The organism is Amycolatopsis sp. NPDC004747, assembly GCF_053601335.1.
This window is the reverse complement of the sequence record NZ_JBSGBQ010000021.1, coordinates 102,212-115,826: the sequence shown is the minus strand read 5'-3', so window position 1 is coordinate 115,826 and position 13,615 is coordinate 102,212. Positions and strand designations below refer to the sequence as shown.

The following is a 13,615-nucleotide window of genomic DNA, read 5'->3' as shown; positions in this document are numbered from 1 at the left end:
CCCGGACAGGCACGAGAACGGAGAAGCCGTGGCGGAGTGGGGCGATCTGGTCGCTTACATCAGGGAGTCGTACCGGGTGGTGCGCGACGAGCCCGACGAACTGCGCATCCGCCTCGTGTTCGGCGACGATCCCGACACCGAACAACGGGCCCAGATCGTCGTGATCGCCCGCGAGATCCTCGACCAGCGCGAGGACTGGGTGCAGATCGCCACCCCGTTCGCCCGGCACGAGGAGGTCGACCTCCTCGAGGTGCTGACCGAGGTCGGCGAGGCGATCGTGGTGGGCGGGCTCGCGGTGATGGGCGAGCACGTGGTCCTCCGGCATTCGCTGCCGCTGATCAACCTGGACATCAACGAGTTCACCGACCCGCTCGAGCTGGTCGCCGGCGCGGCCGAGCTGCTGGAACAGCAGTTCACCGGCCGCGACGACTACTGAGTTACCGGGGCGGAGCCTCCGGCCACCCGGTCCCCCTGGCGAGAGCTGAGCGGCACCACCGCGACGGCGGCGGCCACGGCGAGCGCGGCACCCAGGCCGAGCGCCGCGGCCGCCGTGCCGGTGCCCAGGTAGAGCCCGCCGAGAAGGGCGACCCCCAGGGTGCCGCCGAGCTGCTGCACCGCGTTGAGCAGCCCGGCGGCCGAGCCCGTCTCGTGCGGCCGGACCCGGTGCAGGGCCGCGCTGAAGAACGGCACCGTGAACGTCCCCATCCCGAGCCCGCACAGCCCCAGCGCCCACGGGTACGCGCGCACCCCCACCGCGAGCGCGGCGAGGATGCCCGCCACCAGCAGCGCGAGCCCGGCGAACATCACGCGCGCGCCGAACTTCGGCACCAGCCGGGCGCCGGCGAAGTACGACGACACCGCGAGCCCGGCCGAGAGCGGCAGCAGCGTCAGGCCCGCGGTGCGGACGTCGGCGCCCAGCCCGAGCTGCAGCTGCATCGGAACGACCTGCATCAGGCCGGTCATCACCGCGAAGAACAGCAGCGAACCGGCGAGCGCGGCCGGGAAGCCGCGGTTCGCGAACAGGCTCGGCTCGACCAGCGGCGCGGCCGCGCGACGCTGCTGGAAGGCGAAGACGACCAGCAACCCCGCTCCGGCGGCGAGCAGGCCCCAGTTCCTTCCCGCCGGGTCGATCAGCGGGTAGACGAGCAAGCCGGCCCCGGCGGCGACGAGCGCGGTGCCGGTGACATCGAGCCGGGGCCGGGCGGCGGCCCGGTCCTCCCGCAGCAGCCGCGCGGCGAAGAGCACCGCGAGGCCCAGCGGCACGTTCACCAGGAACGCCGCCCGCCAGGAGATCGCCTGCGTCAGCAGCCCGCCGAGCAGCGGACCGGTGACCGCGGACAGGCCCATCACCGGCCCGATGGTGCCCAGGGCCTTCGCCCGCTCGTCGCCGTCGAAGAGGGCGCGGATCAGGCCGACGGTCTGCGGGATGATCAGCGCGGCCGCCGCGCCCTGCAGGGCGCGAGCCCCGATCAGGAGCCCGGCGTCCGGTGCGGCCGCGCAGACCAGTGACGCGAGCACGAAGCCGCTCACGCCGAGCTTGAACACCCTGGCCCGGCCGAGGATGTCGCCGAGCCGGCCGCCGGTGACGAGGAAGGCGGCGAACGGCAGCGTGTAGGCCGCGCTGAACCACGGGACGTCGGCGGCCGGGCCGGGCAGGTCGGCGTGGATGGCCGGGCCGGCGACCTGCACGATCGTGGCGTCGAGCAGGTTCATGGCCTCGGCGACGAGCAATACGGCCAGCGCGGCCCAGCGCCGCCGGTAACGCGTCAGGGTGGGCACGGGGGTCTCCTTTCGTCCGGCGCCCACCCTGGCTTTCGGACGGTTTGCCGTTCCAGCCACAGCGGCTATTCAGCAGATTTCTTCCACCAGGTTCGGTTCAATGAGGAATATGACCACCCTGGACGCCGTCGATCGCGCGTTGATCCACGCGCTGCACATCGACGGACGGGCGCCGTTCACGAAGATCGGAGACGTCCTCGGCGTCTCGACGCAGACGGTGGCGCGGCGCTACCGCCGTCTCCGGGCCGAAGCGTCGCTTCGCGTCGTCGGCCTGCCGGATCCCCAGCGGGCGGGGCAGGCGGAGTGGATGGTCCGCCTGACCGCGACGCCGCACACGGCGCAGGACCTCGCCCAGGCGCTGGCGCGCCGCGCAGACACGGCGTGGATCAAGCTGATGTCGGGCGGCACGGAGATCTGCGTGAACGTCAACACGCCGTCGGCGAGCGACCACGGGCTGCTGCTGCGGGACATCCCGCGCACGGCGAGCATCACCGCGGTCTCGGCACACCAGCTGCTGCACCGCTACTTCGGCGGCCCGACGGCGTGGCTGGGCCGCGCCAACGCCCTCGACGCGGCGCAGGTCGCGGCGCTCACCCCGGCCCACGACGGCCCGGGCAAGCCGCTGACCGGCAACGACGCGGCGTTGATGGCGGCGCTGCAGCGTGACGGCCGAGCGGGCTTGGCGGAGCTGGCGGCGGCCACCGGCTGGTCGGCGGCGACGGTGGCGCGCCGGCTGGCGGATCTCCGGGCGGGCGGCACGGTGTTCTTCGACCTGGAGATCGCCCCGGAGCCGCTGGGCGCGACGACGCAGGCGTTGCTCTGGATGGCGGTGGCGCCGGCGCAGCTGGACCGGGTGGCCCGGACGCTGGCGACCCACCCGGAGCTGGCGCTGGTCGCCGCGACGACCGGGCCGGCGAACCTGGTGGCGCAGGCGCTGTGCCCGGACGCGGCCGCGCTGCACCACTACCTGACGCACCGGCTGGGGGCCCTGGCGGCGATCCGGACGCTGGAGACGGCACCGGTGCTGCGGACGGTGAAGGCGGCCGCCTCGCGCTGAAACGTCCTATGTGGACTTGACTTCGACCAGGTGGTCGAGCATGCCGCGCACGGCTTCGAACTCCCGGACCTCCTGGCGGCAGTCCGGGCACGCGGCGAGGTGCCGCTCGACCCGGGCCGCTTCGGCGGCCTCGAGCAACCCCAGGCTGTACGCCCCGAGGTCGGTCCGGTCGTACCGGCCCATGGATCGCGTCTCCGTTCCGCGTCCCCGCGAGGGAACGCCCGCACTACCCGATGCCTCCAGGGTCCTGAGCCGGACGCGCCACCGGCGGAGTTCCGCGGATTTCTACCCGAACGGCCGACAACTTCGGAGGGCAAACAGCCCATGTGAGTGACAGCGACGGTCACGCATTTCACCCGGCCGAACACGGAAAGCTTTTGTGCGACGAACTTCACCGATTCGGCGTCATGGGTCCCCCGCTCGCCCGTCGGACTGGCGTCGGGTCGGGATTTTCCCGCCTCGACCTGGGAGAGAAGGCGATCCGAAACGAGGAGAGCGATGACCGTACGGAGCCACCCGGCGGACGACGTCGTGGATGAGGTCGGGGTGTGGCTGGCCGGAGAGTTCGCGGGGCGGCTCCCCGCCTCGGAGATCGACCGCGTCGTCCGGACGACGCGGATCGACCTCGAAGGGAGCATCGCGCCGGAGGAGCTCGGGGAGATGCTCCACCGGCTGGGCCGGGCGAGGCTGCAGCGCATCCTGCACGTCGTCCCGGCCGCGCAGCTGAGGATCCCGCAAGCGCGGTGACGTGCCGGGCGGGCACGCGGCAACGGAGCCGCGTCGCCCGCCCTGCGGCAGACCCGTTCTCCGGGCACCGCTCGACAGCACCCATCTGGCCGCGGAAGGCCTCCACCCGGTGCCCGGTCTCGCCGGCGAAGAACCGGCTCGGCGGAAAATCCCGGACCGGGGGAAGTTCGCACACAACCCTTGCCCGCGACGCCCGGCAATCTTGACTGGACTAGACCAATCTGCTCTAGTGACCGGTGTCACGTTCGTCTCGGCCGGATGAGCACCCCCCACCCCTCGACGCCGGGCGCCTGCGCGCCCGGGTTCCGTCGTGGCCGAAGGAGTGAGCGAGCCTTGAGAAGACGTCTTGTCGCGGTCCTGTCCGCTGTTGCCGCCGTTGCCGGGCTCGTGTTCGGCGTGCCCGCCGTCACCGGGCACGCCTCGGAAGCGGCCGCCGCCTCGTGCAGCGCGCCGAACTGGGTCGCCGGGCAGTGGTACGACGTCGGCGCGGTCGTGCGCTACACCAACGGCGGCTACTACCGCGCCAAGAACGCCAACCCGGGCTACGACCCGGTGATCAGCACCTGGTACTGGGAGCCCTACAGCTGTGACGGTGGCGGCGGCACCTGCAGCTACCCGAACTGGGTGGCCGGGCAGTGGTACGACGTCGGCGCGATCGTGCGCTACACCAACGGCGGCTACTACCGCGCCAAGAACGCCAACCCGGGCTACGACCCCGTCATCAGCACCTGGTACTGGGAGCCCTACAGCTGCGGCGGCGGCACCGATCCCGGCAACCCCGGCTCGTTCGTCGTGAGCGAAGCGCAGTTCAACCAGATCTTCCCGGGCCGCAACTCCTTCTACACCTACAGCGGCCTCACCGCGGCCCTCTCGGCCTACCCCGGCTTCGCCACCACCGGCAGCGACACCGTCAAGAAGCAGGAAGCCGCCGCGTTCCTCGCCAACGTCAACCACGAGACCGGCGGCCTCGTCTACATCGTCGAGCAGAACACGGCCAACTACCCGCACTACTGCGACTGGAACCAGCCCTACGGCTGCCCCGCCGGCCAGTCCGCCTACTACGGCCGCGGCCCGATCCAGCTGAGCTGGAACTTCAACTACAAGGCCGCCGGTGACGCGCTCGGCATCGACCTGCTCGGGAACCCGTGGCAGGTCGAACAGAACTCGGCCGTGGCCTGGAAGACCGGGCTCTGGTACTGGAACACCCAGAGCGGCCCCGGCACCATGACCCCGCACAACGCCATGGTCAACGGCCGCGGGTTCGGCGAAACCATCCGCAGCATCAACGGTTCCATCGAATGCAACGGCGGCAACCCCGCCCAGGTGCAGAGCCGCGTCGACAAGTACCGCCAGATCACGTCGATCCTCGGCGTCGACCCCGGCGCGAACCTGTACTGCTGAGACGACGGGCGGGCGGGGCGAGCCCCCGCCCGTCCGCTCAGCCCGGGAGCCGGCCGGCGATCAGCCGGATGACCGCCGCGGCGTGGTCGTTCAGGTAGAAGTGGCCGCCCGGGTACGACTTCAGCTCGAACCCCGCCGACGTCCGCTCGGCCCACTGCCGCGCCTCGGCCTCGGTGACCTTGGGGTCCTGGTCGCCGACCAGCGCCACGATCGGGCAGCCGACGTCGGGGCCGGGGCGGTAGCGGTAGAGCTCCGCGGCCTTGTAGTCGCTGCGCAGCGCGGGCAGCACCAGGCTGCGGATGTCCTTGTCGTCCAGCACCCACGCGTCGGTCCCGCCCAGCCGCTTGACCTCGGCCAGCAGTGCGTCGTCGCCCTTTTCGTGGACCCGCTCGTCGCGGTACGCCGACGGCCCGCGGCGCCCGGAAACGAACAGGGAGTGCAGCTTCGTGCCCCCCGCTTCGAGCCGTCGCGCGACCTCGAAGGCCAGGCTGGCGCCCATGCTGTGGCCGAAGAACGCCACCGGCCCGGTGACCTCCGGGGCCAGCACGTCCGCCAGCCGGTCGGCGAGCACGAACAGGTCGTCCACCGGGGTTTCGGCGTGCCTGTCCTGCCGGCCGGGGTACTGCACGGCCAGCACCTCCACCGCGGGCGCGAGCGCCGCCGAGACGGGGTGGAAGTAGCTCGCCGATCCCCCGGCGTGCGGGAAGCACACGAGCCGCGCCGCGGCGGACGGCGCCGGGTGGTAGCGCCGGACCCACACCGAGGCGTCGAGGGAAATCGTCATGGCCCCAATCTGGCAGGCCGCCGGGCCGGCGTCGACCCCTAACGTGCGCAGCTGGGACCCGGCAGACCCCGGGGTGCGGCCGGGGCCTGCCGGGAAGCGTCACTCCGCCCGCCACAGCGCCGGGACGGCCGGGGGCTCCCAGCCCGGCTGCGCGGTGTGGGCCTGCAGGCAGACGTAACCGCGGCCGTCGTAGGTGACCCGGGCGCCCGCCGCGTACGCGGTGCCGGCCGCCCAGGAAGTGCCGCCGGGCGGGGTGGAGGAGGTCGGCGTGGGCCGCGTGGACGTCGGCGTCTGCGAGACGTCGAGCACGAAGTCGAAGGCGGCTTCCTTGGCCGAGCCGTTGTCGCGCACGGTCATCAGCAGCCGGGCGTCGAAGATCGTGTCGGTGTTGTTGCGGGGCTCGCCGGGGAAGTAGAGCTGGGTGGTCAGCACCGGCCTGCCGGGTGCCTGCACCTTCACGTGGATGTGCCGGGTCCGGCCGGGGTAGAGGCCCGGCACGATCGTGGACAGCGTGAACGCGCCCTGCGCGTTGGTGTACTGGTGCCCGCGGAAGGTGTAGCCGGTGTTGTCGTAGGCGCCGTTGACGTCCGCCTGCCAGAAGTCCAGCAGCGCGCGGCCGACCGGCAGGCAGGCCCGCCCGAAGACGTAGCCGGTCACGGTCAGCCGGGTGCCCGGGGTGCCCGGGGTGACGAGGTTGGTCCGTTCGGGCGAGTTCGGCTTGAAGTAGGGGCCCTCGGTCTGCTCGATCGTCGGCTCGTCGCCGTCGTGGCACGCCGGGGTCAGCTCCGGTGCGGTGCCGCCGACGGCGTTCGCGCGGGCCAGCGCCGGGCCGCCGACCAGCGCGACCGGCGCCGCGACACCCGCGGCGAGCGCGGCCTTGAGCACCGTCTTGCGGCTGAGCTTGTTCTCTGCGTCCATGCCTGGCTCCTCGTGGGGGAGGTCGGGGATCCCCTCGAACGTAGGCAGCGCACCCGGCGAGCGGCGATGGACTGGACCGGTCAGTCGTGGTGCTTCTCGCCGCCGCGCCGGAAGTCGCCGGGGCTCAGCCCGGTCTCGCGGCGGAAGAACCGGCAGAAGTAGGCCGGGTCGGCGAACCCGACGCGGCTCGCGACCTGCCGGACGGTCAGCTCAGTCCGGAGCAGGAACCGTTGTGCCTCCCGGATCCTGGCCTCGCGCAGCAGCTGCGCGGCGGTGCGGCCGGTCGCGGCCTTCACCGCCTCGGTGAGGTGGCCGGGGGTGACGCCGAGGCGTTCGGCGTGGGCGCGGACCGACCACACCCCCGGGCCGGGGCGCCCGGCCAGCCGGACGAACTCCGTGGCCACCGCACCGGCCGACGCGGGCGACGGCGTCCCCAGCAGCCGTCCCGCCCGCACGACCAGCACGTGCACCAGCGCCCGCAGCACCGATTCCGTGCCCGCACCGCCGCGGCGGTACTCGTCCTCCAGATCGGCGATCAGCCGCGTGACCAGTGCGTCGGCGTGGTCGTCCAGGTGCAGCCACGGCCGTTCGCTCAGCCGCCGCAGGAGCTCGCGATCGGCCGGGTGGTCGAGGAGGAAGTCGTCGGTGAACAGCACGACGTGCCCGGTGAGGCCGCGGACACCGGCCCACTGGTGCACCTGCCCGGGCGCGATGACGCCGAAGTGCGGCGGCCGCAGCGGCCAGCGCGCGGTGTCGACGACGTGCGCGCCGGTGCCGCCGGTGACGTGGACCAGCTCGTGGAAGGTGTGCCGGTGCGGGAACTCCGCGCGGGACAGCGGCCCGATCGCGTCGAACGAGCCGACCGCGAACGGCGGCGCGTGCGGAGCGGGGACCTCCAGCCGGTGCATCGGCAGCTCGCCCGGCCGCGGGGTCCGGCAGGGCGTCCCGAGCGGAACCGTCGTACCGCGCATGGCCAAGAAGTCTAGACCATTCCGGGGGCGGTTCGCCGGTTTTGCCCCGATGATCGCAATCCGATCGTCGGGTCCCGGACAGCAGGACGGGGCTGGTCCACAGTGGACCAGCCCCGTCCGGTGGTACTGCGCTACCGCATCACGCGCGGCTGCGGCGCCGGTTCAGCAGCAGCATCAGCGCGCCGCCGCCGAGCAGCAGGCCGCCGATGCCGAACGGAACCGCGGCGTCGACACCGGTGTTGGCCAGCTCGCCGCCGCCGGAGGGGGCACCGGCGGGCGTGCTCGGCGCCGTGGTCGGGGCGGCAGGCGTCTCGGACCAGCTCGCGGCCGCGTTCGCGGTCACCTGGGTCTTCTCCGAGTCGGCGACGATCAGCGACTGCGCCGGCTGCTTCGCGTAGTTCTCCGCGACGAACAGGCGGCCGGTGGCCAGCTCGCCGGAGGCCTTCAGCGAGAACGTGCCCTTGCCCGGCTTGGTGCCGGCCGGGACGTCGACGAACAGCTTGCTGCCGTCCTTGACGTCGGTGGCCTTCAGCTCCTTGCCGTCGGCGTCGGTGACCTTGACGCCGTCGGGCAGCTCGGAGGTCAGCGACGTGACCTCACCGGTCGTGGCGACCTGGAACGGGCCGATCTTGGTGCCGGCCTTGCCCTCGGTCTTCGGCCCGGCGATGTCCAGGGTCGGCTTCGGCTGCGCGCCGATGCCGGTGTTCTGGTCGCCGACCAGGTAGCTGTACAGCGCGGAGACGTCGGCGTTGGCCTCGGGCGGGTTGCTCTCCTTCAGCGGCTGCTTCAGGTCGAGGTTCACCCCGTCGCTGAAGTGCCACACCGCGGCCTGCGTCGCGGTGATCGCCTCGGCCTCGGAGACGCCGTCGTGGACCTTGACGCCCTGCTTGGCGAGCTCGGCTTCCACCTCGTCGAGCTTGAGGCCCGGGTAGCCGTGGTGCAGCACCCAGTTGATCTTGGCGCTGTTCTTCGTGAACGGCGAGCTCGCGTCCGGGTACTGGTTCCACGGCCGCTCGAGCATGTCGACGTCGTAGCGGATGTCGACGCTGATCTGCACGCAGTAGAGCTTGAGGGTCTTGCCGTCCGACAGCTTGAAGTTGAACAGCTTGGCGTAGGGGTCACCGTGGTCGAGGTTGACCCGGTAGCCGAGCGTGCTCCCGGCCTTGTCGGCACGGCCGCGCGCGGCGCCGTCGTCCGCGAGCGCAGACGGGGCGCTGACCATGACCGCGGCGGCCGCGGCGAGCACCGCGATCCCGCCACGCACGAAAGCTGACCTGACCTGCATAAATCTCCTATCCGAGCCCGAACCACGCCGTTGAGGGCCGCGTGAGATCGCGATCCCCGACCACGGCGGCCACTGATTCGGGTGAGTGATCACCCGGTCAAGCGAATGGCAGCATACACAGACCTCACAGGGCTACACACGGTGGCCCCATAAACACGAATCAGCTCGGAAATCCCCTGAAAGAGCTGCAGATTTCAGCCGCGGAAATACCCTCCGAACAGGATTTCGGCGATCTTCGTGGTGGTCTCCTTGCCGGTCTGGTCGCCGCCGGAGATCACCCGCGTGTCGTTCATCAGGGCGAGGGCGTACCGCTCGCCCGGGCCCGCGAAACCGACCGAGTTCATGATCCACGAACCGTCGTCGTTGTCGTCCGACCAGCCGTTCTTGTTCCCCGGCCGGGCGGCGGGCCCGGCACCCCAGACACCCCACTGCTGGTTGACGTCCACGGTGCGCAGCTCGCCGACGAGGTAGTCGCGGTGCCGGGCAGGCAGGCGGGTCAGGACGTATTCGATCAGCCGGTCCAGATCGTCCGCCGTGGTGCGGATCCAGCCCCAGTGGTGCGGGTGCCGATCACTGAACCGCATGTCGGTCATTCCGTATGCCGGAAAACGGCTGCCGAATTCGGCCTCGCCGCCGAAGCGGTCCCATAACGTTTGGGCGGCGCGGTCATCACTCGAATGGAGCATCCGGTGCATCAGCTCGCGATCTTCGGCGGTCAGCGCGATCGCACCCGAGTCCGCGCGCAGCAGCAGGTCGACGGCCATTGCCAGCTTCGGCGTCGAGCAGGCCCAGATCAGCGTGCCGGCCGCCGGGCTGCGGTGGACGGCGCCGGTCCACCGGTCGCGGAGCACGATCCCGGTCACCCCCGGCCGGCTGTCGGCGTAGGCCTGCGCCCGCGCGATCCGCGCCCGCAGTTCCGGGCCCCACGGGTCGCCGCCGCGCGCTGCGTGCCCGCCACCGGACGGCGGCGGCGACGGCGACGGCACCAGCGCGAAGGCCGCCAGCAGCGCGGTGAGCAGGAGCTTGCCCATGGAGTCTCCCGGTGAGGGCGAGCGGGTGGGTCCGCCCTGAAGACTCGCACGGACGACCGGGGTGCGGCGAGCACCGCCGCACCCCGGTGACCGCACCGCCGGGACGGCCCCGGTGGCGAGCGGCGCCCTCGGTCACCCACCGTGGCGAGTACCCCTCACGGGTGAACCGTCAGGAGGTGGGCCCGGAAGCCCTCGCCGTAGGTCTTGGTGGGCGTGCCGCTGTAGTCCTCGATCAGCACGTTGCCGCCGCTGCAGCCCCACGGGTTCCACGTCCAGGCCGTGTACCCGAGGTTGTGCGCGTCCAGCCAGGCCAGCACCTGGTCGACGTAGTCGTGCGCGCAGCTGTTCTGGCCGATTTCCCCGGCCTGCACCGGGACCTGGGCCGCGACCGTCCCGATCTGACTGTCCCAGCAGGACACCGTGACACAGGCGTTGAAGTTGTAGGAGTGCCAGGACGCCACCAGGTTGCCCGCCGGGTCCGCGGGCTTGTAGGCCAGCCACTGGGTGAGGTCGTTGGTCCACGTGAGCCCCGCGGTCAGCACCACGTTCTTGGCACCGGTCGCCCGGACGGCGTCGAGGAGCTCCTGCATGCCCGCGACCGGGTAGCCGATCCCCGTGCAGGTACCGCCGTCGCGCAGGCACCGCCACGCGGCGGCCGCGTCGGACCAGTTGGCGGCCGCGTCCGGGTACGGCTCGTTGAACAAGTCGAACAGCACGGCTTCGTCGCCCTTGAACGCGGTCGCGACCTGGCTCCAGAACGTCGGCGTGTACTGCCGGTCGGGCATCGGTTTCTGGCAGGTGGCGTTGACGTCGGTGCAGGCGGAGGAATTCCCGGTGTACTGCCCGTGCGTCCAGTGCAGGTCGAGTATCGGGTTGATCCCGTTGGCCACCAGCAGTTTCGCGTAGTCCTTGACGGCCTGCTGGTAGGGGGCGCCGCTGGGCGAGCCGGACAGGCCGAGCCAGCAGTCCTCGTTCAGCGGGATCCGCACCGCGTGGACGTTCCACGCCTTCATCGCGTCGACCGACGCCTGGTCGACCGGGCCGCTGTCCCACATGCCCTTGCCCTGCACGCAGGCGAACTCGCCGCTGGAGCGGTTGACGCCGAGCAGCCGGTAGGTCTTCCCGTCCGCGGTGAGCAGCTTGTTGCCCGAGACGTGCAACGCGGGCGCCGGTCCCGGCGGGGGCGGCGTGGTGGTCGTCGTCGGCGTGGTCGTCGTCGGCTTGGTGATGGGGGTCGTCTCGGTGGTCGGTGGCACGCCGGTGCACGTGGCGCCGTTGACCGCGAAGTCGGTGGGTGTGCTGTTCGTGCCGCTGTAGGAGAAGTTCGCGCCGGTGCCGACGGAACCACCCGCCGGGATGGTGCCGTTCCAGCTCGCGTTGGTCACGGTGACCCGCTTGCCGGACTGCGTCCAGTTGCCCATCCAGCCGTTCTGGAGGGTCTGGTTCCCGGTGTAGGAGTAGGTCAGCGTCCAGCCGTCGACCGGCGCGGAGCCGAGGTTGGCGATCCCGACGGTGAGGCCGAAACCGCTTCCCCAATCGTTGGCCGAGTAGGTGACCTTGCACGCGAACGCCGCGCTCGTCTCACGCGCGAACGACACCGCCGTCGTCGACGCGAAGACCCCGGCGGCGACCGCGAGGCCCGCAACCGCAAGCGCGGCGGGACGTTTTCCGGCTCTTCCCCACATCGGCACTCCCTTGTGCACGCTGACGGCGGACGCTTCTGGGAGCGTTCCCAGAAGCCCGTCACACCGTCGCTTCCCGGCCCCGGGGTTGTCAATCACCAACGGCGGATTCAGGCGAACAGCGTCCGGCGCGTTCGCCCATCGCACGCAGCCGCCTCCCCCGGCCGGAGTCCCCTACGCCCGCCACGGGCGGTACCCGCCGGGCTCGGCCGTGAAGACGGCTTCGCCCTGCCCGAGGGCAGGCAGCCGGCGGCGGAAGCCCGCGGTCGCGGCCGACGGCAGCGAGCCGCTCAGCCGGGCCACGCCGTCTTCGACCACCGGCGGCTCGCACGCCGCCTCGAGCTTGGCCAGCGCGACGAGCGCCGCACCCGCCGCGTGCTCCGGCACTTCGAGCTCGAACCGGTCCACCGGCTCGTACACGCGGGTCCGCGCCCGCGCGAACGCCAGCGAGAGCAGCCGTTCGGTGACTTCCCGGAAGCCGCCGGCCGTGCTGAGCGGCGGCTGGAACCCCGAGTGGGTCAAGGTGACGACGCAGTCGGTGACCTCCCAGCCGTGCGGGCCGCACCCCGCCGCGCGGTACACGGTCTGCTCGATGGCGGTGTGGAAGGCCCGCGGCAGCGAGCCGCGTTCGACGGCCAGCTCGTACCGGACGCCGCTGCCTGCCGGGCCGGGAGCCACCCGCAGCCCGACCGTCGCGACCGGGTCCGTGGGGCCGAGCCGGTCGAGGAACTGGACCGCTTCGCCGACGCCGGCGGGCTTTTCGACGTGCACCGGCCGCGGCGGCTCGAACCGGACGACGAGCCCGAAGTCCTCGCGCAGCCGCTCGAGCAGCACCTCGAGCTGGACTTCACCGTAGGTCCGAACCGACAGCGCACCGCGGTCGACGCGCAGGCCGAGCAGCGGATCCTGGTCGCACAGCTTGCGCAACGCCCGGTGCAGCCGGGTTTCCTCGCCCGGCCGCGCGGTGACGACCGAAACCAGCCCGGGCGGCGGGAACAACCCGGCGGCCGCCAGGCCGTCCGGGCAACCGAGCCGGTCGTCGACCCGGACGTCACCGAGCCCCGACAACCGGACCAGGTCCCCCGCGCCCGCCCGGGTGACGCCGGCGCCCGCGAGCGTCATCGCCGTGATCCGCCGCCGGCTCCGCTCGACCGTGCCGTCCGGTGTCCGCCGGAAGAGCTCCACCCGGTCGCGCACCCGCAGCGTGCCGCCGTGCACGCGGGCGTAAGCGATCCGGTCACCGCCCCGGCCGCGTTCGATCTTGAAGACGGTCGCGCGGAGCCCGGCGCCCGGCGCGGGCGTGGGCAGGAAGCCCACGATCCCGGCGACCAGTTCGGGCACGCCGGCGCCGGTCACGGCCGAGCCGAAGAACACCGGGTACGCCTCGCCGGCCGCCACCTCGCTGCGGACGGCCTCGGCGGAGGGCACCACCGCGCGGGAGAGCTTCTTCCGCAGGGCCTCGAGCACGCCGGCCGGGTCGACGCCGGGCTGGTCGAGCTTGTTGACGAACACCAGCGTCGGCACGCGCAGCTTGCGCAGGATGCGCCAGAGGATCCGGGTGCTCGCCTGGACGCCGGCGGGCCCGGAGACCACGAGGACGACGCCGTCGAGCACGCCGAGCGCGCGTTCGACCTCGGCGACGAAATCGGCGTGCCCCGGCGTGTCGATGACGTTCACCGTCCGGTCGCCGGCCCGGAAGGAGGCCACGCCGGTGCTGACCGTGATGCCGCGACGGCGTTCGACGTCGAGCGTGTCGGTCTGGGTGTTGCCGTCGTCGACGCGGCCGAGCGCACCGACCGCGCCGCTGTCGAACAGCAGCCGCTCGGTCAGGCTGGTCTTACCGGCGTCGACGTGGGCGAGGATCCCGATGGTGAGAGGGGGTTCGGACAAAGAGCACTCCGGATGCCGCAACGGTTGCTGGGAATTCGGCGGTGTTGCGGATCTGGCGCATGGTGCCCCC

The 13,615-nt window shown here is 72.2% G+C and carries 13 protein-coding genes; 4 read left to right on the top strand and 9 right to left on the bottom strand.

Going from position 1 to position 13,615, the window contains the following annotated elements; translation table 11 throughout:
- Positions 1-28: 28 nt before the first annotated feature.
- Complete coding sequence (locus tag ACWEGE_RS30550; protein ID WP_449663896.1) at positions 29-436, top strand: hypothetical protein; 408 nt, start codon at positions 29-31, stop codon at positions 434-436.
- Here the strand turns inward: ACWEGE_RS30550 and ACWEGE_RS30545 are convergent.
- Positions 430-1,779, bottom strand: a complete 1,350-nt coding sequence (locus ACWEGE_RS30545; protein ID WP_449663895.1) for an MFS transporter — start codon at positions 1,777-1,779, stop codon at positions 430-432. The genes ACWEGE_RS30550 and ACWEGE_RS30545 overlap by 7 nt on opposite strands.
- A 109-nt stretch (positions 1,780-1,888) precedes the next feature.
- On the opposite strand from ACWEGE_RS30545, the gene ACWEGE_RS30540 reads away from it, so the two are divergent.
- Complete coding sequence (locus ACWEGE_RS30540; RefSeq protein ID WP_449663894.1) at positions 1,889-2,836, top strand: Lrp/AsnC family transcriptional regulator; 948 nt, start codon at positions 1,889-1,891, stop codon at positions 2,834-2,836.
- Positions 2,837-2,842: 6 nt separating this feature from the next.
- On the opposite strand, the gene ACWEGE_RS30535 is transcribed toward ACWEGE_RS30540, so the two are convergent.
- Positions 2,843-3,019, bottom strand: coding sequence for a zf-HC2 domain-containing protein (locus ACWEGE_RS30535; RefSeq protein ID WP_449663893.1), 177 nt, complete (start codon positions 3,017-3,019; stop codon positions 2,843-2,845).
- 315 nt (positions 3,020-3,334) lie between these two features.
- On the opposite strand from ACWEGE_RS30535, the gene ACWEGE_RS30530 reads away from it, so the two are divergent.
- Positions 3,335-3,583 carry a hypothetical protein gene (locus ACWEGE_RS30530; protein WP_449663892.1) on the top strand — a complete coding sequence of 83 codons (249 nt, stop codon included), beginning with the start codon at positions 3,335-3,337 and terminating at the stop codon, positions 3,581-3,583.
- Positions 3,584-3,970: 387 nt separating this feature from the next.
- Positions 3,971-4,984, top strand: coding sequence for a glycoside hydrolase family 19 protein (locus tag ACWEGE_RS30525; protein WP_449663940.1), 1,014 nt, complete (start codon positions 3,971-3,973; stop codon positions 4,982-4,984).
- Between the two features lie 37 nt (positions 4,985-5,021).
- Here the strand turns inward: ACWEGE_RS30525 and ACWEGE_RS30520 are convergent, their stop codons facing one another.
- From ACWEGE_RS30520 to ACWEGE_RS30490, 7 genes are all read right to left on the bottom strand, one after another.
- On the bottom strand, positions 5,022-5,768 hold the full coding sequence (locus ACWEGE_RS30520; RefSeq protein WP_449663891.1) for a thioesterase II family protein: 747 nt from the start codon (positions 5,766-5,768) through the stop codon (positions 5,022-5,024).
- Positions 5,769-5,867: 99 nt separating this feature from the next.
- Positions 5,868-6,686 (bottom strand): dioxygenase family protein, encoded by an 819-nt coding sequence (locus ACWEGE_RS30515; RefSeq protein ID WP_449663890.1) that lies wholly within the window; start codon positions 6,684-6,686, stop codon positions 5,868-5,870.
- 80 nt (positions 6,687-6,766) lie between these two features.
- Positions 6,767-7,594, bottom strand: coding sequence for an AraC family transcriptional regulator (locus ACWEGE_RS30510; RefSeq protein WP_449663939.1), 828 nt, complete (start codon positions 7,592-7,594; stop codon positions 6,767-6,769).
- 202 nt (positions 7,595-7,796) lie between these two features.
- Entirely contained in the window at positions 7,797-8,942 is a 1,146-nt protein-coding gene (locus tag ACWEGE_RS30505) for a Cys-Gln thioester bond-forming surface protein (RefSeq protein ID WP_449663889.1), read from the bottom strand.
- A gap of 194 nt (positions 8,943-9,136) precedes the next feature.
- Positions 9,137-9,973: a serine hydrolase gene (locus tag ACWEGE_RS30500; RefSeq protein WP_449663888.1), complete on the bottom strand. Its 837-nt coding sequence runs from the start codon at positions 9,971-9,973 to the stop codon at positions 9,137-9,139.
- 155 nt (positions 9,974-10,128) lie between these two features.
- Positions 10,129-11,658, bottom strand: coding sequence for a cellulase family glycosylhydrolase (locus tag ACWEGE_RS30495; protein WP_449663887.1), 1,530 nt, complete (start codon positions 11,656-11,658; stop codon positions 10,129-10,131).
- Positions 11,659-11,829: 171 nt separating this feature from the next.
- A complete protein-coding gene (locus tag ACWEGE_RS30490; RefSeq protein ID WP_449663886.1) occupies positions 11,830-13,545 on the bottom strand; it encodes a GTP-binding protein in 1,716 nt (571 codons plus the stop codon).
- Positions 13,546-13,615 lie beyond the last annotated feature (70 nt).